This is a genomic window from Corynebacterium sp. UMB2355A, assembly GCF_033877495.1.
Classification (GTDB): domain Bacteria; phylum Actinomycetota; class Actinomycetes; order Mycobacteriales; family Mycobacteriaceae; genus Corynebacterium; species Corynebacterium pseudogenitalium.
This window is the reverse complement of sequence record NZ_CP138855.1, coordinates 823,543-848,934: the sequence shown is the minus strand read 5'-3', so window position 1 is coordinate 848,934 and position 25,392 is coordinate 823,543. Positions and strand designations below refer to the sequence as shown.

The window sequence follows — 25,392 nt, the reverse complement described above, 5'->3', positions numbered from 1 at the left end:
TCCCAAATCAGCGAATTTGGTGCCATCGAAGCCGGTCCAGTGTCAATAGACGCAACCTTATACGTCTAGCGCTTTTCTGACCTGCGGGAATGGTGGGGGTGGTTTGTAGGATTGCGTCCTTTGGCACTCTATGTATCCAAAGAGGCACCAAATTCCCTCGCGCGGTGGCAGCGACCTGGGGAAACGCAAAAACGCGCTCCCAAATCAGCGAATTTGGTGCGCCCACACCAAGGCCGGGTTCGGCAGGCCGGAGCCGACCAGCCAGGTGCCTAAACCTACAGCGCTGAGTACAGCGAAGATGCCGAAGAGGATGGCGTCGGCGACTGGGCCGGTGTAATGGTAGTTCGAGGCGGTGTTGATGGAGGTGTTGTCGGGGATGTTGCAGTGCGGGGTGAAGGCTGGCGCGTTTGGGTCGAAGCGCTCGTCGAGCCAGGTGATCACGTGGGCGGTCTCGAGGACGATTGGCAGGGCGTGGCCGGCACCGGCGAAGTTTGCGAATGGGGTGGTGGAGGACCCTGAGTCAAGTGGCGTGGATCGGGTGCCGGGGATTGCGACGCTGCGGTACTCCACGGGTGAGCCGAGCGCGCAGTAGTCGCGGGCGAGTTGGACGGCTTGTGGGGCGGGGACCATGTCGTCGTCGGGGTTGGTGAGTACCAGGGTCGGGACCTTGGTGGGGACGCGGCCGAGCTTGTTCTGGTCGAGGCGGGCTCGCAGCACGGGGTTGTCGTGGGCGAGTTCGGCCAGGTTGACGCCACGTTTCGTGTAGGCCTTGAATTCCTTGGGCGCGATTCGGACGGCGTCGAGGATGCACGCCTTGGACAGGGCGTCGAGGGTGCGAACGCCTTCCTCGTTGAGTTCGACGTAGAGGGCTTCGCGGAAGTCGGGGTAGGTGGAGGAGTAGGAGACGGCGGCGAAACCGGCGACTGGGGTGATCAGAGTCCCGCGGGACTGTTCGAGTACGGCCAGTGGGTCGGCGGGTGGGGCGCCGACGAATGCGGCGACCACGTTGAGTTCGGGGGCGTAGTCGGCGACGAGTTCGGCTGCCGCGCCGGATGCGCCGCCGCCTTGCGAGTAGCCCCAGAACGCGACTTTTTCGCCGGCGTGGGCGGCGTAGCGGGCGGCGTCGATGACGGCGTGTCCCTGGTCGACGCGGTTGAGATACGTGTGCGTACCTGGGGTGCCGAGGCCGACGTAGTCGGTGACGATGACGCGGTAGCCGGCGTCGAGAAGCATGTGGGCCATGGGGCGCTCGTAGTCGACGCTGAAGGAGGTCCCTGAGTCGGAGGAGATCAGCGAGGTGTTCTTGCTGGGTGCGCAGTGGTCGGCCATACCGCGGGTGCCGGGCGCGATCACGACGAGCCCTTTCGCGTTGTCCCTGTCGTAGAGGGTGGCGGTGACTGGCGCGCGCGTGCCCAACTCGGTGGTGGTTTCGTAGCGCACGACTTTCGGCGCGGGGCGGAAGGCGGATTTGATGGCGGAGGAGCCCACCTCCGCCACGGAGCTCAGCGGGTCGAGCGAGCTAGCGGCGGCGGAGGGGGCAAGTGGGGCGGCGAGTGCGAGGGCGCACGCGGCGGAGATCACAGGACGATGAACCATGGTGAAAGATACTAATCGACGCCACTTCGCAGCACACAGCGCTTAGGGCAGCAGCATGAGGCTGACGGCCATGATTGCCATGCCTCCCATGACGCCGTAGACGCTGTAGTGGTGGTGCCCGGTGGCGATCGCATTCGGCAGTAGCTTGTCGAAGCTGATGAACACCATGATCCCGGCGATCACCGCGAAGGAGTAGCCCATCGTGGTCGGCCCCATAAAGGGCGCGAGGATGAGGTACCCGACGAGCGCTCCGAGCGGTTCCGCAAGCCCTGAGAGGGTGGCCCACCCGGCGGCCCACCAACGTCGGCCGGTGGCTTCGCGCAGCGGGACTGCCACGGCGACGCCTTCTGGGATGTTGTGCAGCGCGATGGCGACGGCGATAGGAATGGCCAGGTACGGGTCGGCGAGCGCGGACATGAAGGTGGCGAAGCCTTCGGGGAAGTTGTGCAGCGCAATCGCCACGCCGGTGATGACGCCCGCGCGCCGCATGGCTTGGGCGCGTTTGTCCTCGTCGCCCTGGATGCTTTCGTGCGGGTTGATGTCGTGCGGTACCAGCTTGTCGATCACCGCGATCAGCGCCACCCCGCCGAAGAACCCGAGGATCGCGCGCCCCTGGTCGAGCGACTCGATACCTGTGGGAAGGAGCTCCGCAAGCGAGATGTAGACCATCACGCCCGCGGAGAACCCCAGGCTGCCAGCCAAGAACCTGTCACTAATGGAGGCTTTGAGCGCAACAACAATTCCGCCGATGCCGGTGGAGATGCCGGCTAGCAGGGTCATCGCGAAGGCGACCAAAACGCTCGAACTCATGCGGACAGTCTATGTGTAGTCTGAGCGCATGGGAATTTATTATCGCAAGAAGCACAAGGTGAGTAAGAACTCGTGGCTGAACTTCTCCAAGTCTGGTGCTTCGGCTTCCACGAAGGTCGGCCCTGTCACGTTCAACTCGCGCGGTGGCGTGTGGGTGAAGCTGCCCGGTGGGTTCAATTACCGCGGTAGGTGGAAGTAGCCGGCGTCGTCTTGGACGGCGAGGCCGTCCTCAAGCAGTGAAAATAGCGCGCGGGAGCGTTGCGCTGCATCGGGCCACACCACGTCGATGTCGCGTTGTGGCACGGGTGCGGACGCGCCGCGCAGCACCCGCATGATCTTGCCGCGCACCTGCCGGTCGGTGCCTGCGAAGCGCTGTGTCTTCTTCTTGCGCTGCTCCTCCGGGTTCGGCTCCGGCTTGCCTGCGGCCACCCACGCGCAGCGGCTGACCGGGCACGCCCCGCAGTCCGGGTTTGTGGCGGTGCACACCAGGGCGCCGAGCTCCATCAGGCCGACCGAAAAGGTCGGGCCGTCCCACTCCAAATCGTCGGCGGGCAGCAGTGCCGCCACCTCCTGGAGCTCCGCCTTGCGCGGGTGTGCGACGGGCCGCCCGCGCTCGGCGCGCGCGACCACCCGGCGCACGTTCGTGTCCACCACCGGCACGTTTTCCCTGTACGCGAAGCAGGCCACGGCGCGGGCCGTGTAATCGCCGATGCCGGGCAGCGCCAGAAGATCCTCCACGCTGCGGGGGACGTGGCCGTCATGAAGCTCGGTGATCGCTCGCGCGCACTCCAGCAGACGCAGCGCGCGACGCGGGTAGCCGAGGCTGCCCCAGGCGCGCAGCACCTCGTCGGCGCCGGCGGCCGCGAAGGCCTCCGGGGTGGGCCAGCGGCGCATCCATTCCTCCCAGATGGGGGCGACGCGCGCCACCTGCGTCTGGTGGCTCATCACCTCGCTGAGTAGCACGCCCCACGCGCTTGTGCCTGGTGCGCGCCACGGAAGCTCGCGCGCGTTGGCGCGGTACCACGGGATAATCTCGGCGGGTTGGAGGTTTGTTCGAATTTTGGCCACATCCTCAGTCATCTCTGCCAAAATATAGCCTATGAGTACAGAAAAGACGCCTCGTGAGGTGTGGGAACTCCTCAAGGCAGGAAATGAACGATTCGTTGCAAGCCAGGAGACGCACCCGCACCGCGACCCCACGTGGCGCGAACAGCTCCGCGACGGCCAGAACCCCATCGCCGCCGTCGTCGCCTGCTCGGATTCGCGTGTCCCAGTTGAGCTGCTTTTCGACGTCGGCTTCGGTGACATCTTCGTCATCCGCACAGCGGGCGGTTGCGTCGACGCCGCGGTGTCCGCCTCCGTCGAGTACGCGGTGGAAGGGCTGAATGTGCCGCTGGTGATGTTCCTGTCGCATGAGTCCTGTGGCGCGGTCGGTACGGCGCTCAACGCGGTGGAGACGGAGGAAGTCCCGGACGGGTTGGTGCGCGTGTTCGTGGAGAAGATCGTGCCGTCGGTGCTTCAGTCGCCCACGCGTGACCCGAAGGATGTTGAGGTCACCCACGCGAACTTGAGCGCGCAGCACCTCATTGAGCGCGTGCCCGTGCTCGCGGAGCGTTTGGCGAACGGCACTGTCGGCGTGGTTGCGGCACGCTACCAACTTGCCGATGGCCAGGTTCACCCGACCATGGAAAACTTCGGTATAGAGTAAGGGGCATGACTAACCAGCATCCGCTTCCTCCCGAGATCTACCGGCGCCGCCGCGTTGCGGCGCTCGTTGCGTTGTTGGTGCTCGTGGTGTTCCTGGTGTGGGGGTTGAGCGCTATGGCGCGCTCAGGCGGCGGCGACGCCGACGTATCGACGTCCACTTCGCCCACCACCACGCCTGTCACGGAGCCGACGGTGCCGGAACCGGGTGCTGCGACGCCGAGTGAGTCCGAAACTGCAAAGGAAAGCGTATCCGGTGAGCCGACCGAGCCGACCTCGTCAGCAGAGCACACGCAGGCTGCGCCTTCGGGCACCTGTGAGCTGAAGGATTTGCGTGTGGTGGCGTCGACAAACCAGCCGTCGTACGCGGTAGGGGAGCAGCCGGTGTTCTACATGGAAGTGCAGAACCCGACGGACGCGGACTGCGTCATCGACCTGGACACCAACATCATGCGTTTTGAGGTCTACGACATGGCTACCAACAACCGCGTGTGGTCCGACGTCGACTGCTTTGACCCTGTCTTTGCTGGTCAGGAGACGTTCCCGCGTGACTCGAAGCGTGGCTTTGAAGCCCGCTGGTCGGGTACCAGCTCGCAGCCGAACGTGTGCACCGACCGCCAGCCGGTACCAGCTGGGTCCTACTACCTGCACACCGTGATCGGCGACAACGCCTCTGACGCGGTCCCGTTCAACCTGACTTAGCTGAGGCGGCGCAGCCCTTCGTAGATGTGGCGCGCCCACAGGCTGGTCACGTGGTCTGCGGAGCTCAAGTCTTCCGGCTGCGCCTCCAAAATGGCGGGCAGCGTGCCGAAGACGGCCACGATCTGATCCATCAAGAACTTCTGCAAGCGAGGCACGCGCGCAAGCGCCCGGTAGCCACGCGGGATCAGCGCTTGCACGAGGTTCTCCTCGTTCGCGGGCAGCCCCAGCTGGCGCGCCAACGTGGTCGTGTTCAGCAGCTCCGAATCCGGCAGGGTGTCCAAGGCATCGAGGGCCTGGTGGACCTGCTCGTCCGTGGGCACGGTGGTCGTCGCGATGTAGTCGCGCACCAGCATCTCAACGTCGTGGGCGTTGTTGCCCTCCAGCTCGGAAAGCTGCAGGCTGAGCTGGCGGGCGTCGACACCCAACTCCACGATGCTCAGCTCCAGATCGGTGACGGCGCGCTCGAGCATCAGCTGGCGCTGCAGCACGTTGAGCACGTCGGCGACGGTGGCATAGTTGTTCATCTCTGCCACGAACAGGCGGTGGTTCGACATGTCGAGGCGCTGGCGATAGCGCTCCACCGTGGACAGTGCCTGGTTCGCCCGGCCCATCAGGACCGCCGGCTCCTCCAAGCGGTGGCGACGCCCACCCGCGTACACCGTCACCGTATTCATCGACGCCGACACCGAGATCACCGGCCTGCCGGTCTGCAGCGCGGTGCGCTCCGCGGAGCGGTGGCGGGTGCCGGACTCACTGGTGGGGAAGTGCGGGCTGGGCACGAGCTGCACGTTGGCGTGGGTGATGCGGGAGCCGTCGGCGGATAAAACGACGGCGCCGTCCATCTTGCACAGCTCGCGCAGCAGCGGTGGCTGGAAGGCGACGTCGAAGGCGATGCCGCCGTCGCAAATCTCGACGACCTCCGGCCCGTCGCCGAGGACGATGAGGCCACCGGTGTGGCCACGTTGGATTCGCTCGAGGCCGTCGCGAAGTGCGGTGCCGGGGGCAAGGCGCTCGAGGGCGGCGCGCATCGTGTCATCACTCATGCTGTGCAAGTGTAGCGATAGCCTGGCCAACCGTGGCCACCTGCTCAATTCGCAGGCCCGGGACCTGCAGTGACTCGCCCGCGGGCACGATCGCATGCTCGTATCCCAGGCGCGCCGCCTCTTGCAGACGACGGCCCAGGCTTGGCACGCGGCGGATCTCGCCGGCCAAGCCGACCTCCCCGATCACCACCGTCTTTGGTGGCAGCGGTGTCTCGTGCAGGCTCGACCACGTCGCCAGCGCCACCGCTAGGTCGGTCGCGGTCTCCGTGATGCGCACCCCACCCACGGTTGCCACGTAGGCGTCCTTGTCGTTCGTGCGCTGCCCGCAGCGCGCCTGCAGGACCGCCAGCACCATCGGCACGCGGTTGCCGTCCAGGCCCGTGACCACGCGCCTGGGCGACTTGTTCACCGGGTCCACGGTGAGCGCCTGCACCTCCGCGAGCATTGGGCGCACCCCGTCCATCGCCACGGTCACCGCGGAACCATCCGGGGTGCGGCCGCGGTGGGAGAGGAACAGCCCGGACGGGTCCGGTACTTCGCGGATCCCCTCGGCGGTCTGCTCGAAGCAGCCCACCTCATCGGTCGCGCCAAATCGGTTCTTGATGCCGCGCAGCATACGCAGGCTTGATTGCCGGTCGCCTTCGAAGTTCAGCACCACGTCCACCAGGTGCTCCAGCACGCGCGGGCCCGCGACGTTGCCGTCCTTGGTCACGTGCCCTACCAGCAGAATCGGCAGGTGGGTCGTCTTCGCTAGCGTGGTCAGCGCGGCCGTTACCGCGCGGGACTGCGCCACGCCGCCCGGCACGCCCTCCACACCGGGAGCGTGCATCGTCTGTACCGAGTCCACGATGAGCAGCGAGGGCTTGATCTGCTCCACGTGGCCAAACACGATGTCCAGGTTGGACTCGGCCGCCAGGTAGAGGCGCTCCCGCAGGGCGCCGGTGCGTTCGGCGCGCCCGCGGACCTGCCCCGCCGACTCCTCGGCGGTGACGTAGAGCGCTTTGCGACCGTCGATCGCCGCCCAGCGCGAGGCCACCTCAAGCAGCAGCGTCGACTTGCCGACGCCCGGCTCGCCCGCCATGAGCACCACCGACCCAGGCACCACGCCGTTGCCCAACACCCGGTCAAGCTCGCCGATGCCGGAGCGCACCGTCTTGGTCGCAGCGGCGTCGATAGTTGTGATTGGGCGCGCAGGCGTTTGCGGCGTGAGTGCAGCGGCACGCGGTGCACTGGAGACCCCCGTCGCGCGGGTGGCGGTAACCACCGGCGCTGATTCTTGCAATGTCCCCCAAGAGCCGCATTCAGGGCAGCGGCCAAGCCACTTAGGAGAGGAGTATCCACACTCAGAACAGGTGTGGATCACCCGAGGCTTCTTCGCCATAGAGCCTTACTTGTTCAGGTCGCGGTGGACCTGGCCGGAAGGCAGCAACGGAGCGGAAACCGGGGCGTTGACCTCGAGGGTGCCGGTGTCGAACGTGAAGGTCACAGGCACGGTGCCGCCGTACGCGAAGCTGTCGTTCGGCAGGGCGGTGCGGATGTACTCGATGCAGTTCTTGCCGTCATCCTGCGGCATGCGGTCCAAGCCTGCAGCGGAGTCACCAACAAGCACGCAGTTGTAGCCGATTTCCTTCGAGGATTCGATGCTGACCGGGGTGCCATCGACGGAAACGGAGCGCAGCGAGTGCGTCGTCATCGACGTGTCCTGGTTCAGCGCGCTGAACTTCAGTGCAGCGGAGCCGGTCTCGTCGAGGACGACGGTGACGTCCTGCACGGCCAGCTCGCCGTTCTCGGTTTCGACGTTGGCGCCGTCAACTGCAGCCACCTGGTCAGAGGTCTGAGTGATTTGGCCTGCGGAGCATCCGGCCATGAGCAGTGCGGTTGCGAGTGCGAAAACCGGCTTCAGGGACTTCACGTGGGTGTCCTCCATCGTTCTTGTTTCACATATATGTTTCTCCGCACAACCCTAGCGCCTGGACCTAGACTTTTCACAGTTTCCTCACGCGTACCAGGCCCAGGCGGCGCGGGTGGGGTTAAACTTTAGTTGAGTTCGGCGCATCGCGGGTGCGCGTCCCCATTACGGCCCGTAATGGTAGGGTGGTGAGGTTACTGAGCCGGTTGTCATCCTCAAGGAGTGTTCATGGAATTCAAAGTCGGAGAAGTGGTTGTCTATCCGCATCATGGTGCGGCACGCATCGCCGACATCGAGCAGCGCGAAATTGGCGGAGAAACGCTCGACTTTCTCGTACTGCAAATCCTCCAGTCGGACCTTGAGGTCCGCGTTCCTGTAAAGAACACCGAGCTTGTCGGTGTGCGCGACGTCGTCGGCAAGGAAGGCCTGGAGAAGGTCTTCTCGGTGCTGCGCGAGACCGACGTCGAGGAGGCCGGCAACTGGTCCCGCCGCTACAAGGCGAACCAGGAGCGCCTCGCGTCCGGTGACATTAATAAGGTGGCGGAGGTTGTCCGCGACCTGTGGCGCCGTGACCAGGGCAAGGGCCTGTCTGCGGGCGAGAAGCGCATGCTGGGCAAGGCGCGCCAGATCCTCGTCGGCGAACTCGCGCTGGCGGAGCCAGTCGACGAGAAGAAGGTCGAGGAGCTGGAAGAGGGCGTCCGCAAGATTATTGAGGAGCAGGTCAAGGCCGGTATTTCCTTCGCACCTGACGTGGTGGTTGAGGACGAGGATGACATCGACATGGATGACCTCAGCTTCGACGACGATGAAGACGACGAGAAGTAGCGGGACGTAGCCAAATGTCTCGCAGGGTAGTGGCCGTCGTCGCTGCGGCAGGCCAGGGCACGCGGCTCGGCGCGAGCGTGCCGAAGGCGTTCGTGCCGCTGCGTGGGCGCAGCCTGCTGGAGCGCTCGGTGACCGCGATGGAGACCGCTGAGGTCGTGGACTCGATCATCGTGGTGGTCAGCCCCGAGATGGAGGAGATCGCGCGCACCACGCTGCGAGGCCACGACGTCCGCTTCGTGCATGGGGGCGCGGAGCGCGCCGATTCTATCTACGAGGGCCTCAAGGCGATCGAGCACGAGGACGCCTGCGTGCTCATTCACGACGCCGCCCGGGCCCTGACCCCGCCCGGTATGATCGCGCGCGTCGCCCGCGCCGTGCTCGAGGGCGCGGATGCGGTGGTGCCGGTGCTGCCGGTCGTCGATACCATCAAGGAGATCGACGCAGCTGGGCGCGTCGTCGGCACCCCGGACCGCTCGACGCTGCGGGCGGTGCAGACGCCACAGGGCTTTGACCTGCGTTCTCTGCTCGCCGCGAACCGCGCGTACTACGAAGGGACGCCAGACTTCGTCGCCACGGATGACGCGAGCCTGATGGAGTGGTTCGGCGTGGACGTGCACACGGTGCAGGGGGACCCGATGGCGTTTAAGATCACCACGCCGATTGACATGCGCCTGGCGCAGAGCATTACGGACGAGGCGGAGCCGACAATCTTCGAGGTGCCGTCGGGGAGCACGCGGTAGGCTTGCGCGCATGACGTCGCACACAGATTTTCCACAGTTCAGGGTTGGTACAGCGTTTGACGCGCACCAGATCGAGGCCGGGAAGCCGTGCTGGATCGCGGGCATCCTCCACGAGGGCCAAGACGGCTGCGAGGGGCACTCGGACGGCGACGTTGTCAGCCACGCCGTGGTGGATGCGGTGCTTTCGGCGACGGGCCTGGGGGACCTGGGGTCCTTCGTCGGGGTGGGTCGGCCGGAGTATGACGGAGTGCGGGGCACGCAGCTGCTCAAGGAGCTGCGGGAGTTGCTCGCGGAGCATGGGCACCAGGTGATCAACGTGTCGGTGCAGATGATTGGCCAGACCCCGAAGATGGGCCCGGTGCGCGAGGAAGCGCAGCGCGTGCTCTCGGAGGCGCTCGGCGCCCCGGTGTCGGTGTCGGCGACTACGACGGACCACATGGGTTTCACCGGTTCGGGTGAGGGGCGCGCTGCCGTCGCTACTGCGCTGGTTGCACTAAGCTAAGGGCCGTGACTGCCGAGACCCAACAGATTTTTGACACCGCGACGCGCACGCTGCGTCCATTCCGCCCGCTGCGTGAGGGCCACGTTTCCATCTACTTGTGCGGGGCCACGCCACAGTCCGCCCCGCATATCGGGCACTTGCGTTCGGGGGTGGCGTTCGACATTGTGCGCCGCTGGTTCGCGGCCAAGGGCTACGACGTCGCGTTCGTGCGCAACGTCACCGACATCGATGACAAGATCTTGAACAAGGCCGCCGAGCACGATCGTCCCTGGTGGGAGTGGGTCAGCACGTATGAGCGCGAGTTCACGCGCGCCTACAACACCCTCGGCGTGCTGCCACCGTCTGTCGAGCCGCGCGCCACGGGCCACGTCACCCAGATGGTCGACTACATGCAGCGGCTTATCGACGCCGGCTTCGCCTACGCCTCCGAGGGTTCCGTCTACTTCGACGTGGCCGCCTGGACGAAGGCGAGCGACGACTACGGTTCCCTGTCCGGCAACCGTGTCGAGGAGATGAACCAGGGCGAAAGTGACGTGCACGGCAAGCGCGGCAGCCACGACTTTGCACTGTGGAAGGCCGCCAAGCCGGGCGAGCCGAGCTGGCCGACCCCGTGGGGCGACGGCCGCCCCGGCTGGCACCTGGAGTGCTCCGCCATGTCCACTTGGTACCTGGGCGCCGAGTTCGACATTCACGGCGGCGGTCTGGACCTGCAGTTCCCGCACCACGAAAACGAGCAGGCGCAGTCCCACGCCGCGGGTGATGGCTTCGCCCAGTACTGGATGCACAACCACTGGGTGACCATGGCGGGCGAGAAGATGTCGAAGTCGCTGGGTAACGTGCTGAGCATCGACAACATGCTGGACGCCGTGCGCCCGGTGGAGCTGCGCTACTACCTGGGATCCGCGCACTACCGCAGCGTGCTGGAGTATTCGCCGGAGGCGCTGCAGGAGGCCGCGGCGGGCTACCGCCGCATCGAGGACTTCGTGCATCGCGCCGGCACGCCCGAGTCGACCACCTGGACCGAAGGCTTCGCCCAGGCGCTAGACGACGACTTCTCCGTGCCCCGCGCGCTCGCCGAAATCCACAACGTGGTCCGCGAAGGCAACAAGGCGCTCGCCGCGCACGACACCGCCAGGGCTGGCGAGTTGGCTGCTCAGGTGCGTGCGATGGCCGCGGTGTTGGGTGTGGACCCCGGTGTGTGGGACGATGGGGCGTCGAAAAATAATGGAGTAACCGAGGCACTTGATGTGTTGGTTGGTGCCGAGCTTGAGCGCCGGGCCGCCGCGCGTGCCGAGAAGGACTGGGCCGCGGCCGATGCCGTGCGTGACCGCCTTGCCGCCGCAGGCATCGAGGTCACCGACACCGCCGACGGCGCGCAGTGGCAACTGAAGGAGAACTAATGGCCAAGCCATACCACCGCCCCGATAAGCAGAAGAAGAACAAGAAGACCGCCACGAAGGGCTCTGGCGGGCAGCGTCGCCGCGGGCTGCGCGGCAAGGGTGCAACCCCGAAGGCCGAGGACCGCGTCTACCACGCGGCGCACAAGCGCAAGCTGGAGCGCAAGCGCCGCGACCAGGGCCGCCACGAGCGCGAGCTGCCGGACATGGTTGTTGGCCGCAACCCCGTCGTGGAGTGTCTGCACGCCAAGGTGCCAGCCGAGGCGCTGTTCGTGGCACGCGGCACCGGGCACGACGACCGCCTCAGCGAGGCCGTCACCCTGGCGAACTCCCGCAACATCCCGGTGCAGGAGGTGGACCGCCACGACTTGGACATGATGACCGGCAACGGCATGCACCAGGGCATCGGCCTGAAGATCCAGCCGTACAAGTACGCGGACGTCTTCGACCTGGTCGCCGGTGTGGCGGACCGCGGGGAGACCGGCATGTTCGTCATCCTGGACAACATCACCGACCCGCGTAATCTCGGCGCGGTGATCCGCTCGACGGCCGCGTTCGGCGGCCACGGCGTGATCATCCCGGAGCGACGCTCCGCGCAGGTCACGGGCGTGGCGTGGCGTACCTCGGCGGGCACGGCGGCTCGCCTGCCTGTCGCGCGGGTGACCAACGTGACCCGTACTGTCAAGCAGTTCAAGGACAACGGCTACATGGTCGTGGGCCTTGACGCGGGCGGCGAGCACACCCTGGACACCTTCGAGGGCGCCACCGACCCGGTGGTCATCGTCGTCGGCTCGGAGGGCAAGGGCATCTCCAGGCTCGTGCGGGAAAACTGCGACGTGATCATGTCCATCCCGACAACCGAGTGGGTAGAGTCCCTGAACGCCTCCGTCGCGGCGGGCGTGGTACTCAGCGAGTTCGCGCGTCAGCGCCGCGTGAAGTAGCCCACCGCCCGGCACACGAGGTAGATGGCGAAGGACACGAACGCCACCATCACGCTCACCGGCAGGCCGGGCGCCAGCGAGAGCAGCATGCCGCCCACGGCGGCAAGCTCCGCGAAGAGCACAGACCACGCCACCGCCGCTGCGGGACGCGCCGTAATGGCCACCGCGGACGCGCCGGGCGTGATCAGCAGCGCCATCACGAGCAGCACGCCCACGATCTGCACGGTCTGGGCGGCCGCCATGCCGAGCAGGATGGCGAACAGCGTGGCCAGTACCTTCACGCGTACCCCGCTGGCGGCCGCCATCTCCGGGTCTACAGAGGCGAACAGCAGCGGGCGCCACAGCACCATCACGGCCACCACGACCAGCAGCGTGGTGGCCGTCAGCACCCCGAGGTTTTCCCTGCTCACCCCAACGATCTGGCCGGTGAGCAGCGCCATCGCCGTGGTGGAGTTACCGGGGTAGAGGTGGATGCACAGCACGGAAATGCCCATGCCGAAGCTCATCACCACGCCCACGGATGAGTCAGTGTCGCTGCGAAGCCCCAGCAGGACGAGCACGATCGCCGCCACAATCGAGCCGAGAACGGCCCCCAAGCTGAGGTTCAGGCCCGTCACGAGCGCAACCGCGGCACCCATCAACGCCAACTCAGAAGTAGCGTGCACCGCGAATGACATTTTCCGCATCACGATCAGCGGCGCAATCACCCCGGAGAGCACGCCCAGCATCGCGCAGGCGATCAGCGCAGTGATCACGAAATCGAACCCGAGCAGGTACTGCGTTTGCTCCAGCATTTACAGGATCACCGTCTTTCCACCCACGCGTACGACCTCCACTGGAGCCCCGTACAGCTCACTGAGCACATCGGAGCGCAGCACCTCGTCGGCACTGCCGACCACGTGCCCGTTCGGCCCCAGGTAGAGCACCTTGTCCACGATGTCGATCACCGGGTCGATGGAGTGCGTCACCATCACCACCGCGACCTTCGCAGCATGTAGCCGGGACATGAAGTCGCGCTGGCGCGCCACGTCGAGCGAGAGCAGGGACTCGTCGGCAAGGATGAGATCGGGCTGCTTCGCAAAGGCCTGCGCCTGCCGCACCAGTTGCTGCTGGCCGCCCGACAGGGTGCCCACGCGGGCGTCGGCAAGGTGCAGCGCACCCACGCTGTCCAGCAGCGTATCGACGTCCCCCTTCCTCGGCCGACGCAGCGGACGGTGGTCAAGCGAGAGCGACACTAGGTCGCGAACCCGCACCGGCAGTTCCGGTGGGAACATGCGCTGCTGCGGGATAAACCCGATGTTCTTCGGTGCCGAAATCGTGCCTGAGCTGAGCTTGCGCGTACCCAGGATCGTGCCGAGCAGCGTGGACTTGCCGCTGCCGTTCGGGCCCAGCACAGCGACAAATTCCCCCGCGGCGACATCAAGGTTGATGTCGTGCCACAGGGGATCACAAGAGGCGTTGGTCAGGTGCAGCATTAGAGCTCGTCAAGCGCCTTGGCAAAGTAGTCGAAGAAGTTCTCGCCGTTCGGCGGGGTCTCGTAAATGTCGACGACCTTCACGTTGTTGGCCTTCGCCACCTCAACCAACTTGTCGGAGACACCGTTCGGGCTCTGCGGGTTGTTAATCAGGATGTCGATTTCGCCGGACTCGAGTGCAGCGATGAACTCCGCGAGCGCCGCCGAGGACGGCTCCGAGTGGTTCAGCGTTGCGTGGCGGAAGGACTCCGGAGTGACGTCCTCGAGCGCGGACTCCTCGATGATCGCGTCCGCGATTGGGTGCGTCTGTGCCAAGCGCGCCGCCTTGAGACTGTCCAGCTTCGTTTGTAGCTGCTCAAGCTTCCCGTCGAGCGCGTCCGTGCTGCCATCAGTGCGCTGCGCGAGGTCCGCGCCCACCTTCGCGATCGCCGCGGTGGAGTACCAGATGTGCTCGTTCTCCTCGTGGGCGTGGTCATGGTCGTGGTCGTCATGGCCATGCTCACCGTGCTCGTGCTCGTGCTCGTGCGCCTCCGTCAGCGGCAGCGCGGAGACCACGTTCGCGTCCTCCGCCGCGCCGTAGATGCGGGCGTCGTACGCGCCACCGTTAGCCACCACGAGCACCGCCTTCGCCACCTGCGCCAGGTCGGCGGCCGTCGGCTCGTAGTCGTGGGGGTCCACCGAGGTATTCGAGATGATCGCGGGGACGTTCTGGCCCGTCACCAGGCTCGCGACGTCCGCCCACACCTGCGTCGTGGCCACGATCTGGCCGTCGGCGGCATCAGCTGCGGTGTCGCCGGTGCTGTCAGTGCTGCTGCAGGCGCTCAGTGCGAGCGTCGATGCAGCAAGGATGCCAATGAAGCGTCGTGAAAACATGGCCGCCATTGTATGCGGTATTGAAAATGAATATCAACAACGAGCGTCGGCGAGCGCCTTCAGGAAGGCCGCCATCTCGTTCACGCCTGCAACGTCAACCCCTACCTTGATCCCCACATCCGCAGGCCCCAGCACCGCAAGCGCTGTGTCGTCCGTGACGTCATCACCAGCGAAGAGCGTCGCAGCAAAGCGCTGCTTGTGGGCCTGCAGCCACGAGCCCTTCGACACGTCCACCGCGGAAAACTCCACCACGTTGTTGCCCGGCGTGACAGGGCGAGGCGTTTGAATCCGCAGGGCCTGCGCCAGTAGGCGCTCGCGCTCCGCCGCGTCCCCCACGGGCGCGACGTGCAGCACTCGCTGGTAGGGCTTGACCTCCACGTACGCCGGCGGAACCGCGATCGCCTCCAGCTGCTGCTCAATCGCATCCAGGTACGCGATATCCTCCGGCGTGAGCTCCGGGCCAGGCTCCGCGCCGTGTGAGCCCACCAATACGACGGGCTCGCGCAGCGGGAACACCCTGCGTAGTCCCTCCAGGTGGCGGCCGGACAGCATCGCCACCTCCGTATTCGGGGCGTGTGCCAGGCGCTCAATCGCGTCCAGCGCCACCGGGTGCGGTTTCACCGCGTAGGGGTCTGGGTTCAGCTCGCTGATCGTGCCGTCGAAATCGAGGCAGACAAGGAGCGAAGGGGCCGTCGATAAGTAGGCGATGGAACTCACAGCATCATCACCCGCATGCTCGGTTCGTTCACGTCGTCGCCCTCGAGCGTGAGCACCTTCTCGGTGTCACTGACATTGTTGATGCGGAACGTGGCCTCCGGCACCACCAGCGACGCCAGCTGATCGTGCGTGTAGCGCGCCGCCCCCTCGCAGCCCGCCGTGTCGGCGAAAGAAATCTCGTTGACCGTCAGCGTGTCTTCAGTGACCGTGACGTCGCCTTCAACCTTGCCGCATCCCGTCGAGCCCGTCAGCTTCGAACCGTCGATGCTCACATTCGCCCGATCCGGCACATCCCCCGGCGTGTCCGGCGACGTATACACCGCAACGACCTGCCACACCGGCGGCGCCGGCGAACACGCCGCCAGCCCCAGTGCTGCACCTGCAACAACCAGCCGTTTCATCGCGCAACCTCCTGCAAAAACTCCGCGGCCCACCGGTGCACATCGTGCCCCAACACGCGCGCGTACATCCGCCGCATCCGCTCCGGATCCGGGTCAAGTGCCTCCCGCATCGCCCGAAGTATCGACGCCCCCTCGAACGGATTACACAAATACGCATCGTGCAGCTCCACGGCCGCGCCGGCGAACTCGGACAGCACCAACGCGCCGTCCCCGTCCGGGTGGCAGGCCACGTACTCCTTTGCCACCAGGTTCATGCCGTCCTTAAACGGCGTCACCAACATCACGTCCGCAGCCGCATAGAACGTGCCCAGCTCCTGCTTGGACACACCGCGGTGCATGTAGTGGATCACCGGGCGACCCACCGAGCCGAAGCGACCGTTAATCCTGCCCACCGCTTCTTCGACCTGGCGGCGGGTCTTGCGGTAGTGCTCGATGCGCTCCCGCGACGGAGTGGCCAGCTGGATCAGGGTGGCGTCGACACCTTCCTCGAGCAGCTGCTCAAACGCGAGCAAACGCTGCAGGATGCCCTTCGTGTAATCCATGCGGTCCACCCCCAGCATCAGGGCCGCAGGGTTACCTACCGACTCCCGCAGCTTCGCCACCGCCTCCGGCGAGCCAACCTGCACCGCCGCCGGGTCAATCGAGATCGGGAACGTGCCACTGCGCGGGCTGTTGCTATCGTCGCCGACGAGCGCGCGGAAGTTGCGCTCATCCGCCTCGCGCTGAAACCCCACCAGGTCGCAGCCGTTGAGTCCGCCGATGAGTTCCTCGCGCCACGGGAGCTGACGGAACAGGTCGGGGGAGGGGAAGGGGATATGCAGGAAGAACCCGATGGTCAGGTCGGGGCGCATCTCGCGCAGCAGGCCCGGCACCAGCTGCAACTGGTAGTCCTGCACCCACACCGTCGCTCCCTGCGCTGCCACCTCGGCGGCCGCGCGCGCGAAGCGGACGTTAACGTCACGGTAGCGCTGCCACCACTGCTCGTTGTACTGCGGGGCCACGATCAAGTCATGGTAAAGCGGCCACAACGTCGAGTTGGAGAAACCCTCGTAGAACTCCTCGTAGTCCTGGGCGTCCAGCGTCACCGGGTGCAGGTCAATGCCATCAAAGCGAAACGGCGCGACCGGTTCATCCACCGCGCCGGACCACCCCACCCAGCAACCGGCGCGTGCCCGCAACACGGGTGCGAGCGCAGCCACGAGCCCGCCGGGTGATGCCTTCCACCCGCCCTCGACACGGTCGACGGGCAGGCGGTTAGCCACCACTACGAACTCATTCACAACTACGACTTCTTCTTTACAGTCTTCTTTTTGGTGGCCTTTTTCTTTGTTGCTTTCTTCTTGGTGGCCTTTTTCTTCGTGGCCTTCTTCTTAGAAGCCTTCTTCTTGGTGGCTTTCTTCTTCGTAGCCTTCTTCTTGGTCGCCTTCTTCGGCTCTTCCTCTTCCTCAGCGCCCAGGACTTCCTCCGCGTACTTCTTGTACACGAAGCCCTGTGGCTCGACACCGAGCATGGACATCAAGGTCACGCCATCAAAAAAGTCCTCGGCGTAGGTAGCAACAATCCTGCGAGCACCAGATGCTGTCTGCTCCTCAACGGCGTGGAGCGCCTCAGGCGAGGGGCGAGAGTCGGTGATCTTGGGTGGCACTACGGGTTCCTCCTTGTATGACGCGCATTACTAGCACAACGATTCTACGCCAATATTAGTGACGAAGCCCGCCTGGGGGCCTCCGTCGGCGGATCTGCTGGAACGTGAAGCGCCCGGCCCGCTTGAAAGCCTCGTACGGAATGTAGTGCTGCGGGGCACGCAGACGGCGCGCCACCCATTCGCCAAACACCACACCGCCAGCCAGCGCCATACAGGTGCCGACCGCCATGAATAGGTTGGTCAGGCCCACCACGATCTGCTCGTTCATCATGGCGTACATCCCGCGATACACACCAGAGCCAGGCAGGAACGGGGTCACACCAGCCACCGCCGTGATCACCGGGTTGATCAGGAAACGGCGGGCAATCAAACCACCAGCAAGGCCGACGACGAACGCCAACGCCGCTGTCGCCATCAGAGCACCGGAGCCGATCGGGATTAAAAACAGGTAATACATACTCGAACCGGCGGCGGCCGTAAACGCCGCCACCACCACCGCGGGGCGCTCCGCGAAGCACGTCACCGCGAATGACGCCGACGCCAACGTACTCCCCGCAATACGCGCCGCCGCACCACTAAACGTTGGGGTCCCCAGCATTGTCTCCAGCGGAGGCAAGCCCAGGCCCATGAGCTCCCACGTGTTCAACCCAATCGCGACACCAGCCACGATGCCGCCGGTAAACAGCAGTGTCTGGAAGAATCGCGCCGAGGCCGTCACCGGCGAGCCCGTCACCCCGTCAAGCAGCGACTGCACCAAGGTCAGACCCGCCAACAGGACCACGATGCCCACCGCGATCACTTGGCTGGGCACAATCGTCTTGCCGATCATCGGCGCGACCTCGTAGAACAGCGCCGCCGGGATCGTCGTCAAGAAGCCGCCGATGGCGCAGTGGAAGAAGTAAGGCAGGGAGTTGCGGGACAGAATCTTGTTAAATCCCATGATGAGAAACGACGTCAGGCCGCCGATCGCTGACATGAACAAGTCCCCGCCCAGCAAAATCGCGACGGCCGCGCCCATCACCAGCCAACCCGCCAGGTACCGCGTATTGCGCCACGGGATAGGGGAGTTATCAATATCGTCGAGGATTTTCTCCGCAAGCTCCGGTGGCGTGGCACCCGAACGAATCGAGCGAATCAGCCGGTCCGCCTCCTGCAGCTTGTGGTAGTTTTCGCTCATCATCGTGACCACGCGGAACACGTTGACCGGGGTACGCTTGTGCACCCCAATAATCGTGTTAATCATGATCGTGTTCACGGTGATGTCCACATGACAGTAGTGCAGCCCATACGAAGACGTCACTGTGTGAATCTGCGCAATCGCATCCGAAGACGTCGTGCCATTCGCGATCAGGATCTCCCCAATGCGCGCAGCAATATTCATCACCCCGGCTACCTGCGCGGTATCCGTCAGATCGATCGGGGCAAGCACGGACGGCGGTGGCGACGTTCGCGCCGCGTCAATCGTTGCCACATGTTGGCGCGACCCGCGGACAAACTCCCACAGCGAATTCAAGTTCACGTATTCGACCCTAGCAAGCCACCCCGACACGCCTAGAATGGCCACATGACCTGGCAACTCTACGAGCAACTTATCGACGCCACCCCGACCACCATCACCGTCACCGACTTCGGCATCGCACCCCACTGGGCCTGGCTCCGCACCTCCGACGGCCACGTCGGCATCGCCGCCGTCTACTCCGGCGACGGCCGCCCCGTCCTCTCCGAGTCCCCAATCGGACGCCCTCTTATCGACGCCGCCTCCATGGTCACATCGTGGAACTTCGCCGAAGCCGGCGTCGGCCTCGCCGCCATCAATGCTTGGGTGAACCGCGACGCATCCCACTTCGCCGAAGCTCCGGACGCATTCGTCGCCTACGCCTCCCACTACGCCGGCAAGCGCGTTGGCGTCGTCGGGCACTTCCCAGGCCTGGAGCGCACCCTCCGCGACGTCGCCGACCTCTACGTCTTCGAGCGAGTCCAACGTCCCGGCGACTATCCGGACTCCGCCTTCGAATACCTCGCCCCGAATCTGGACGCAGTCTTCATCACCGCCTCTGCCCTCGTGAACAAAACGATGCCCCGCCTCTTGGAGCTCGCATCCGGGCTGGACACCATCATTGTCGGTCCATCAACCCCAATGACACCCACGCTTTTCGATGCCGGCGCCACCACCCTTTCCGGGTTCATCCCCACCGACCCTGCCGGGCTCGTCGGGACGCTGAAGGGCATCGGTGGAGGTAGGAAGTGGGATTTCGGTAAACGAGTGAACGTTAGTGTAGACTCTTCAGCGCTGCTAGAGTGGCGCAATCGGTAGCGCAACGCACTTGTAATGCGTAGGTTGCGAGTTCAAGTCTCGTCTCTAGCTCTGAAACCCCCTCCCGGGACGTACCTAACGCCGGGGAGGGGGTGTTTGCGTTGGGGGAGCGCCCGAAAAATTCCCCGGCTCAGGGAACTATTTTGATGCCCGACGCCCCGCAATCGCCCCGGTGCACCAATTTCCCCATTCTCGCCAAGGCCAAGCGACGTTTCCCCAGTTCAGCGTTTGATGGCGGTGAGATTGGTGCCCAGGCAATGCACAGTCATTCCCGACGACCTGCATTGGTCGACGCTAAGAGGTCGACCGGAACGAAATCCAACCGGCCCCAACCCCGCCTCTCCCGGCGGACTATCCCTGTTTTACTCACCCACGTGCAGGGGGTGTACAGGAAACGTTCAGAGAAACGGCGTTAGATAGAGACAGTTATGTTCGCGGGCGTGGAAGCCATTCGTGGCGCCGACGCGTTTCCTGAGAGAAGTAACAGGAGGCGTGGAATGCCCTGGTCTATGAAGGAGTGAACTGTACATGTCTGAGGCTACGAAGCCTGTAAAGGTGCTCGTTGTTGACGATGAGCCGAATATCGTTGAGTTGTTGACGGTTTCTTTGAAGTTCCAGGGCTTTGAGGTTGAGAGTGCGGGGTCTGGCCAGGAGGCGCTGGAGAAGGTGAAGGACTTCCGTCCGGACGCGTTCATCCTTGACGTGATGATGCCGGGGATGGATGGCTTTGAGCTGTTGGGCAAGCTGCGCAGCGAGGGCATTGACGGCCCGGTGTTGTTCCTGACGGCGAAGGACGCGGTGGAGGACCGGATCCACGGCCTGACTATTGGCGCCGATGATTATGTGACGAAGCCGTTCTCCTTGGAGGAAGTGATTACTCGTCTGCGTGTGATTCTGCGTCGTGGCAAGGTGACGGAGGACGCAGATGAGGATACGACGCTGCGCTACGCCGATCTGACGTTGAATGATGAGACGCACGAGGTGACGAAGGCCGGCGAGATCATTGAGCTGTCGCCGACTGAGTTCAACCTGCTGCGCTACTTGATGCTGAATGCTGAGGTGGTGCTGTCGAAGGCGAAGATTCTGGATAACGTGTGGCACTACGACTTTGGTGGCGACGGCAACGTGGTTGAGTCGTACATTTCGTATCTGCGACGCAAGGTGGATAACGGTGATGTGCCGTTGATTCACACGGTGCGTGGCGTCGGCTATGTGCTGCGTACACCTCGTAAGTAAGGCGTAGGTGACCGATGAGTAGGCGTCGGCTTCATGCGCTTGCGTACTCGAGGACGAAGCCGCTGCAGAAGCAACTGGTGGCGTTGGTGTTGGCGATTGCTACGCTGGCGCTGGTGGTGAGCTTCTCTGCGGTGTATATCTTCATGCGCAGCATTTTGTATCAGCGTGTCGACGACCAGCTCAGCGAGGGGTTGGACACGTGGGTTGGTCAGGTGACGTGGGTGCCGTCGTCGGGTGCGCCGAGCGATTTTTATCAGGAGACGTGGTATCCGCAGTTCGGGACGTCGTGGAGCCCGGTGTATGTGGATACACCGCCGGACCTTTCGAGGGTCAAGCAGCAAGATAAGGCGGTGACGGTGCCGTCGACAGGCGTGGCGCCGGGCGTGAAGTGGCGCGCGATGTCACGTGAGATGCCGGACGGCACTGTGAAGTATGTTGCGAAAGAGCTTGACGCGGAGCAGCGCGTGCTGCGTTGGCTTGCGATTGTGGAAACGACATTTGGGCTCCTTGCCGTGGTGGGGATTGCGTGCGCGGGGCGCACCTATATTCGTAAGGCGTTGGCCCCGTTGCGTGAGGTAGAGAACACTGCGCTTGCAATTGCCGACGGCGATACGAAGCGCCGGGTGCCGGTGTGGTCGAGGGAGACTGAGGTCGGCAAGTTGTCGTACGCGATGAACACGATGGTGCAGCAGCTGCAGGAGTCCGTGGAGGATGCGCAGCTGAAGGAGGAGCAGATGCGTCGCTTTGTGGGTGACGCTTCTCATGAGCTGCGTACTCCGCTGACGAGTGTGCGCGGGTATGCGGAGCTGTACCGCAAGGGTATGGCGCCGGATGCGGACATGGTCATCGGCAAGATTGAGGAGGAGTCCGCCAGGATGCAGTTGCTGGTGGAGGATTTCCTCGCGTTGACTCGTGCGGAGGGCACTCGCCTGGATAAGCGCCAGGTGGATGTGTTGGAGATGGTGACTTCGGCGGTGAGCTCTGCGCATGCGGCGTTCCCGGAGCGTTCACTCACGATTGAGAACAACGCCTCCTGCGTGCCGACGGTCAACGGTGACCCCTCGCGGCTGCACCAGGTGTTGCTGAACCTGATTGTGAACGCGTTCAAGCACGCGGGCAAGGATGCGTCGGTCACGGTGGCGTTGCGGGAGAACCTGGACCGCATCATCATCGAAGTCATTGACGACGGCTGCGGTATGGAGGAGAAGGACGCGGAGCACATCTTCGAGCGGTTCTACCGCGCGGACAACTCCAGGAACCGCGCCTCCGGCGGTGGTTCGGGGTTGGGGTTGGCGATCGCGAAGTCCCTCATCGAGCAGCACGACGGCACTATCACCGTGAAAAGCGCGCCGGGTGAGGGCTCCACGTTCACCATTTCCCTCCCGATGGAGAAGGGCCCGAAGGATTAAGCCTCGAGTGCTGCGCGCAGCTTCTCCGCGGCCTCGTCCATCTTCGCCGGATCGGTTTCGTCCATCTTCATCACGGTGGACAGGTCGTAGCCGGACATGTCGTTGGCGGGGAAGACGTGGATGTGTGCGTGCGGCACTTCGAAGCCGGCGATGAGATAGCCGGCGCGCTCGCTGCCAAATGCCTCGATGATGGCGTTGCCTACTCGCTGGGCAACGTCATTCATTTTTGCCCACAGCGCTGGCTCGATGTCGGTCCACTTATCGATCTCCTTGACGGGAACGACCAGCGTGTGACCGTACGCGATCGGCTCGATGGTGAGGAACGCGGCGACGTCCTCGTCCTTGTACACGAAGCGGCCTGGAATTTCACCTTGAATAATCTTTGTAAACACAGTGCTCATAGCGCCTAGGTTACCGGTAAGTTAGTGGGCATGCGCATCCTTGTTATCGGTTCGGGCGGCCGCGAACACGCCCTGTTGAAAGGTCTTGCAGGACACGAGCTCACTGTCGCGCCGGGAAACGCCGGCATGGCACCACTTGCTGAGGTGAGGAGTGTCGACGTCGCTTCGCCTGAGGCAGTCGTCGAGCTGGCGAAAGACGTTGACGCTGAGCTTGTCGTGATTGGCCCTGAGGTGCCGTTGGTTGCGGGAGCGGTTGACGCACTGCAGGCCGCGGGCATTCCGGCGTTCGGCCCGACGAAGGCCGCGGCGCAGCTGGAGGGGTCGAAGGCATTCGCGAAGGACGTCATGGCCGCCGCGGGTGTGGCGACGGCTCGGGCGCAGCGCGTTGAGCACATCGAGGATATCGACGCCGCTATCGAGGCGTTTGGCCCGCACTACGTGGTCAAGGATGATGGGCTGGCTGGCGGCAAGGGGGTCGTCGTCACGCTCGATGCTGCCGAGGCCCGCGCGCACGCTCGCGCGGTGATTGAGGCCGGCAACCCCGTGCTGTTCGAGTCCTTCCTGGAGGGCCCGGAGGTGTCACTGTTCTGCCTCGTTGACGGCGAGACCGTGGTGCCGCTGCTGCCAGCGCAGGACCACAAGCGCGCCTACGACAATGACGAGGGCCCGAACACTGGTGGGATGGGCGCGTACACGCCGCTTCCGTGGCTGCCGGAGGGCGGCGTGGACCGCATCGTGGACGAGATTGCGCGGCCGGTGGCGCGCGAGATGGTCGCCCGCGGCATCCCGTACCAGGGCCTGCTGTACGTCGGCGCCGCGTGGGGGCCAGAGGGCCCGTCGGTGGTGGAGTTCAACGCTCGCTTCGGCGACCCGGAGACCCAGCCGGTGCTCAGCCTGCTGCGCACCCCACTTGTCGACGTCCTCTACGCCGTAGCAACGGGCAGCCTCGACACGCTGCCGGCGCTGGACTGGGAGGACGGCTACGCGGCGACGGTGGTGCTGGCGGCGAAGGATTACCCGGAGCACCCGAAGACCGGGGACGCCATTAATGGCGCCGACCTGGACAACCCCGACGTGGTGTTGCACGCAGGTACCGCGACCAAGGATGGGGAGTACGTCTCTGCTGGTGGGCGCGTGCTCAACGTGCTGGGTAAGGGCGTAACGCTGCAGGACGCGGTGGACGCTGCCTACCAGGCGATTGGGCAGATTTCGCTCGAGGGTTCCTTCTACCGCAAGGACATTGGGCGGCGCGCGATTGAGGGAGAAATCCGTATCTAGCGCGCGTGTCGGGACGTTGTGCGATAATCAGCGTCGTGGCTGAGAAACTGTTGAAACCGAACAATAGCAACGTCCTGTCGAACCGCTACGCGTCGCCGGAAATGGCGACGCTGTGGAGCGCAGAACACAAGATCATTCTGGAGCGTCAGCTCTGGATCGCCGTGATGAAGGCGCAGCGTGAGCTGGGAGTCGAGATTCCCGAGGAGGCGATCGCTGCGTACGAGGCGGTCGTCGACAAGGTGGACCTGGCTTCGATTGCTGAGCGTGAGAAGGTCACGCGACATGACGTGAAGGCGCGCATTGAGGAGTTCAACGCGCTGGCCGGGTACGAGCACATCCATAAGGGGATGACCAGCCGTGACCTGACCGAGAATGTTGAACAGCTGCAGATTTATCGCTCGCTGGAGCTGATTCGCGACAAGTCGGTTGCGGTACTCAAGGCGATCGGGAACCGGGCGGATCAGTACTCCACTCTGGTGATGGCGGGGCGTTCGCACAACGTTGCGGCGCAGGCCACGACGCTGGGCAAGCGTTTCGCATCGGCGGCGGATGAGATGCTGGTAGCGGTTGAGCGCATCGAGACGCTGCTGGCGGCCTATCCGCTGCGCGGCATCAAGGGCCCGATGGGTACTGCACAGGACATGCTGGACCTGATGGGCGGCGACGAGGCGAAGTTGCGTCAGCTGGAGCAGTCGGTGGCGCGCCACCTGGGCTTCGAGCGCACCTTTGACTCGGTCGGCCAGGTCTACCCGCGTTCCTTGGACTTTGACGCGATCTCGGCGATTGTACAGCTGGGAGCGGGTCCGTCATCGCTCGCGACCACGATCCGCCTGATGGCCGGCAACGAAACGGTGACGGAGGGCTTCAAGGAGGGCCAGGTTGGTTCTTCGGCGATGCCGCACAAGATGAACGCGCGTTCCTGTGAGCGCGTCGGTGGCTTCCAGGTGATCCTGCGCGGCTACCTCACCATGGTCGCTGACCTTGCTGGGCAGCAGTGGAACGAGGGCGATGTGTTCTGCTCGGTGGTGCGCCGCGTGGCCCTGCCTGACGCGTTCTTCGCTATCGACGGCCAGTTTGAGACATTTCTCACTGTGCTGGATGAGTTCGGTGCGTTCCCGGCGATGCTCAACCGTGAGCTGGACCGTTACCTGCCGTTCTTGGCCACGACGAGGATTTTGATGGCGGCGGTACGCGCGGGTGTGGGCCGTGAGACGGCGCACGAGATTATCAAGGAGCACGCGGTTGCGATGGCGCTTGATATGCGCGAAAATGGCGCTGAACAAAACCTCATTGAGCGCCTCGCCGCTGATGAGCGCCTCCCGCTCGACAAAGAGCAGCTGCAGGATGCGTTGGCTGACCGCCACGCGTTCATTGGCTCGGCGGAGTCGCAGGTCAGCAACGTGTGCGCTCGTATCCAACAGCTTATCGACGCCCACCCGGACGCCGCTGCGTACAAACCAGGGGAGATTCTGTAA

The 25,392-nt window shown here is 64.5% G+C and carries 28 protein-coding genes and 1 tRNA gene; 14 read left to right on the top strand and 15 right to left on the bottom strand.

Annotated features, from left to right (window positions below; genetic code table 11):
* Nucleotides 1-204: 204 nt before the first annotated feature.
* The gene (locus tag R0V12_RS04170) at nt 205-1,596 is read right to left on the bottom strand and encodes a lipase family protein (RefSeq protein ID WP_320072892.1); all 1,392 of its coding nucleotides are present in this window, start codon (nt 1,594-1,596) and stop codon (nt 205-207) included.
* 42 nt (nt 1,597-1,638) lie between these two features.
* A complete protein-coding gene (gene zupT / locus R0V12_RS04165; RefSeq protein ID WP_320072891.1) occupies nt 1,639-2,406 on the bottom strand; it encodes a zinc transporter ZupT in 768 nt (255 codons plus the stop codon).
* A gap of 28 nt (nt 2,407-2,434) precedes the next feature.
* Between zupT and R0V12_RS04160 the strand changes: the two genes are divergently transcribed.
* Nucleotides 2,435-2,605: a DUF4236 domain-containing protein gene (locus tag R0V12_RS04160; protein WP_071565885.1), complete on the top strand. Its 171-nt coding sequence runs from the start codon at nt 2,435-2,437 to the stop codon at nt 2,603-2,605.
* Here R0V12_RS04160 and R0V12_RS04155 read toward each other — a convergent pair.
* Nucleotides 2,584-3,486, bottom strand: a complete 903-nt coding sequence (locus tag R0V12_RS04155) for an HhH-GPD family protein (RefSeq protein ID WP_284805458.1) — start codon at nt 3,484-3,486, stop codon at nt 2,584-2,586. The two genes, R0V12_RS04160 and R0V12_RS04155, sit on opposite strands and share 22 nt — an antisense overlap.
* A gap of 19 nt (nt 3,487-3,505) precedes the next feature.
* Between R0V12_RS04155 and R0V12_RS04150 the strand changes: the two genes are divergently transcribed.
* Nucleotides 3,506-4,114 carry a carbonic anhydrase gene (locus R0V12_RS04150; protein ID WP_070361913.1) on the top strand — a complete coding sequence of 203 codons (609 nt, stop codon included), beginning with the start codon at nt 3,506-3,508 and terminating at the stop codon, nt 4,112-4,114.
* A gap of 5 nt (nt 4,115-4,119) precedes the next feature.
* Nucleotides 4,120-4,812 carry a hypothetical protein gene (locus R0V12_RS04145; RefSeq protein ID WP_070361914.1) on the top strand — a complete coding sequence of 231 codons (693 nt, stop codon included), beginning with the start codon at nt 4,120-4,122 and terminating at the stop codon, nt 4,810-4,812.
* Here R0V12_RS04145 and disA read toward each other — a convergent pair.
* From disA to R0V12_RS04130, 3 genes are read right to left on the bottom strand one after another with little or no spacing between them, the layout of a single operon-like run.
* Nucleotides 4,809-5,855: a DNA integrity scanning diadenylate cyclase DisA gene (gene disA / locus R0V12_RS04140; protein WP_320072890.1), complete on the bottom strand. Its 1,047-nt coding sequence runs from the start codon at nt 5,853-5,855 to the stop codon at nt 4,809-4,811. The two genes, R0V12_RS04145 and disA, sit on opposite strands and share 4 nt — an antisense overlap.
* Nucleotides 5,848-7,236: a DNA repair protein RadA gene (gene radA, locus R0V12_RS04135; protein ID WP_256001050.1), complete on the bottom strand. Its 1,389-nt coding sequence runs from the start codon at nt 7,234-7,236 to the stop codon at nt 5,848-5,850. Before radA ends, disA begins: the two co-directional genes overlap by 8 nt.
* Nucleotides 7,237-7,242: 6 nt before the next feature.
* Nucleotides 7,243-7,782 carry a hypothetical protein gene (locus R0V12_RS04130; RefSeq protein WP_413774862.1) on the bottom strand — a complete coding sequence of 180 codons (540 nt, stop codon included), beginning with the start codon at nt 7,780-7,782 and terminating at the stop codon, nt 7,243-7,245.
* Between the two features lie 210 nt (nt 7,783-7,992).
* On the opposite strand from R0V12_RS04130, the gene R0V12_RS04125 reads away from it, so the two are divergent.
* Genes R0V12_RS04125 through rlmB form a run of 5 tightly spaced genes read left to right on the top strand, consistent with a single transcriptional unit; the run spans nt 7,993 to nt 12,169 of the window.
* Nucleotides 7,993-8,589 carry a CarD family transcriptional regulator gene (locus R0V12_RS04125; protein ID WP_320072888.1) on the top strand — a complete coding sequence of 199 codons (597 nt, stop codon included), beginning with the start codon at nt 7,993-7,995 and terminating at the stop codon, nt 8,587-8,589.
* A 14-nt stretch (nt 8,590-8,603) separates the two neighbouring features.
* Entirely contained in the window at nt 8,604-9,329 is a 726-nt protein-coding gene (gene ispD, locus R0V12_RS04120; RefSeq protein WP_070478112.1) for a 2-C-methyl-D-erythritol 4-phosphate cytidylyltransferase, read from the top strand.
* A gap of 10 nt (nt 9,330-9,339) precedes the next feature.
* A complete protein-coding gene (gene ispF / locus R0V12_RS04115; RefSeq protein WP_320072887.1) occupies nt 9,340-9,831 on the top strand; it encodes a 2-C-methyl-D-erythritol 2,4-cyclodiphosphate synthase in 492 nt (163 codons plus the stop codon).
* A gap of 5 nt (nt 9,832-9,836) precedes the next feature.
* Entirely contained in the window at nt 9,837-11,231 is a 1,395-nt protein-coding gene (gene cysS, locus R0V12_RS04110; RefSeq protein ID WP_256008624.1) for a cysteine--tRNA ligase, read from the top strand.
* Nucleotides 11,231-12,169 (top strand): 23S rRNA (guanosine(2251)-2'-O)-methyltransferase RlmB, encoded by a 939-nt coding sequence (gene rlmB / locus R0V12_RS04105; RefSeq protein WP_070361922.1) that lies wholly within the window; start codon nt 11,231-11,233, stop codon nt 12,167-12,169. The genes cysS and rlmB overlap by 1 nt, the downstream gene beginning before the upstream one ends.
* On the opposite strand, the gene R0V12_RS04100 is transcribed toward rlmB, so the two are convergent.
* The 8 genes from R0V12_RS04100 to thrE are packed head-to-tail and all read right to left on the bottom strand — an operon-like array spanning nt 12,151 to nt 18,798.
* Nucleotides 12,151-12,963 carry a metal ABC transporter permease gene (locus tag R0V12_RS04100; protein ID WP_256060058.1) on the bottom strand — a complete coding sequence of 271 codons (813 nt, stop codon included), beginning with the start codon at nt 12,961-12,963 and terminating at the stop codon, nt 12,151-12,153. The two genes, rlmB and R0V12_RS04100, sit on opposite strands and share 19 nt — an antisense overlap.
* The gene (locus R0V12_RS04095; RefSeq protein ID WP_320072886.1) at nt 12,964-13,644 is read right to left on the bottom strand and encodes a metal ABC transporter ATP-binding protein; all 681 of its coding nucleotides are present in this window, start codon (nt 13,642-13,644) and stop codon (nt 12,964-12,966) included.
* Nucleotides 13,644-14,516 (bottom strand): metal ABC transporter solute-binding protein, Zn/Mn family, encoded by an 873-nt coding sequence (locus R0V12_RS04090; RefSeq protein ID WP_320072885.1) that lies wholly within the window; start codon nt 14,514-14,516, stop codon nt 13,644-13,646. Before R0V12_RS04090 ends, R0V12_RS04095 begins: the two co-directional genes overlap by 1 nt.
* 33 nt (nt 14,517-14,549) lie before the next feature.
* On the bottom strand, nt 14,550-15,233 hold the full coding sequence (locus tag R0V12_RS04085; protein ID WP_288857947.1) for a trehalose-phosphatase: 684 nt from the start codon (nt 15,231-15,233) through the stop codon (nt 14,550-14,552).
* A complete protein-coding gene (locus tag R0V12_RS04080; protein WP_256042178.1) occupies nt 15,230-15,634 on the bottom strand; it encodes an META domain-containing protein in 405 nt (134 codons plus the stop codon). Before R0V12_RS04080 ends, R0V12_RS04085 begins: the two co-directional genes overlap by 4 nt.
* Nucleotides 15,631-16,914, bottom strand: a complete 1,284-nt coding sequence (locus R0V12_RS04075; protein ID WP_320072884.1) for an alpha,alpha-trehalose-phosphate synthase (UDP-forming) — start codon at nt 16,912-16,914, stop codon at nt 15,631-15,633. The genes R0V12_RS04080 and R0V12_RS04075 overlap by 4 nt, the downstream gene beginning before the upstream one ends.
* Nucleotides 16,915-16,916: 2 nt before the next feature.
* A complete protein-coding gene (locus tag R0V12_RS04070; protein WP_070361929.1) occupies nt 16,917-17,279 on the bottom strand; it encodes a hypothetical protein in 363 nt (120 codons plus the stop codon).
* A 55-nt stretch (nt 17,280-17,334) separates the two neighbouring features.
* A complete protein-coding gene (gene thrE / locus R0V12_RS04065) occupies nt 17,335-18,798 on the bottom strand; it encodes a threonine/serine exporter ThrE (RefSeq protein WP_246814913.1) in 1,464 nt (487 codons plus the stop codon).
* 45 nt (nt 18,799-18,843) lie between these two features.
* Between thrE and R0V12_RS04060 the strand changes: the two genes are divergently transcribed.
* From R0V12_RS04060 to R0V12_RS04045, 4 genes are all read left to right on the top strand, one after another.
* Nucleotides 18,844-19,593 carry a DUF364 domain-containing protein gene (locus R0V12_RS04060; protein WP_083290865.1) on the top strand — a complete coding sequence of 250 codons (750 nt, stop codon included), beginning with the start codon at nt 18,844-18,846 and terminating at the stop codon, nt 19,591-19,593.
* A tRNA-Thr gene (locus R0V12_RS04055) sits at nt 19,572-19,644 on the top strand. The genes R0V12_RS04060 and R0V12_RS04055 overlap by 22 nt, the downstream gene beginning before the upstream one ends.
* A gap of 477 nt (nt 19,645-20,121) precedes the next feature.
* A complete protein-coding gene (locus R0V12_RS04050; RefSeq protein ID WP_070361930.1) occupies nt 20,122-20,829 on the top strand; it encodes a response regulator transcription factor in 708 nt (235 codons plus the stop codon).
* Nucleotides 20,830-20,843: 14 nt separating this feature from the next.
* Nucleotides 20,844-22,238 (top strand): sensor histidine kinase, encoded by a 1,395-nt coding sequence (locus R0V12_RS04045; protein ID WP_320072883.1) that lies wholly within the window; start codon nt 20,844-20,846, stop codon nt 22,236-22,238.
* On the opposite strand, the gene R0V12_RS04040 is transcribed toward R0V12_RS04045, so the two are convergent.
* Nucleotides 22,235-22,639, bottom strand: a complete 405-nt coding sequence (locus R0V12_RS04040; RefSeq protein ID WP_070361932.1) for an HIT family protein — start codon at nt 22,637-22,639, stop codon at nt 22,235-22,237. The genes R0V12_RS04045 and R0V12_RS04040 overlap by 4 nt on opposite strands.
* Before the next feature lie 30 nt (nt 22,640-22,669).
* On the opposite strand from R0V12_RS04040, the gene purD reads away from it, so the two are divergent.
* The gene (gene purD / locus R0V12_RS04035; RefSeq protein ID WP_070975667.1) at nt 22,670-23,917 is read left to right on the top strand and encodes a phosphoribosylamine--glycine ligase; all 1,248 of its coding nucleotides are present in this window, start codon (nt 22,670-22,672) and stop codon (nt 23,915-23,917) included.
* Between the two features lie 101 nt (nt 23,918-24,018).
* A complete protein-coding gene (gene purB, locus R0V12_RS04030; RefSeq protein ID WP_413774870.1) occupies nt 24,019-25,392 on the top strand; it encodes an adenylosuccinate lyase in 1,374 nt (457 codons plus the stop codon).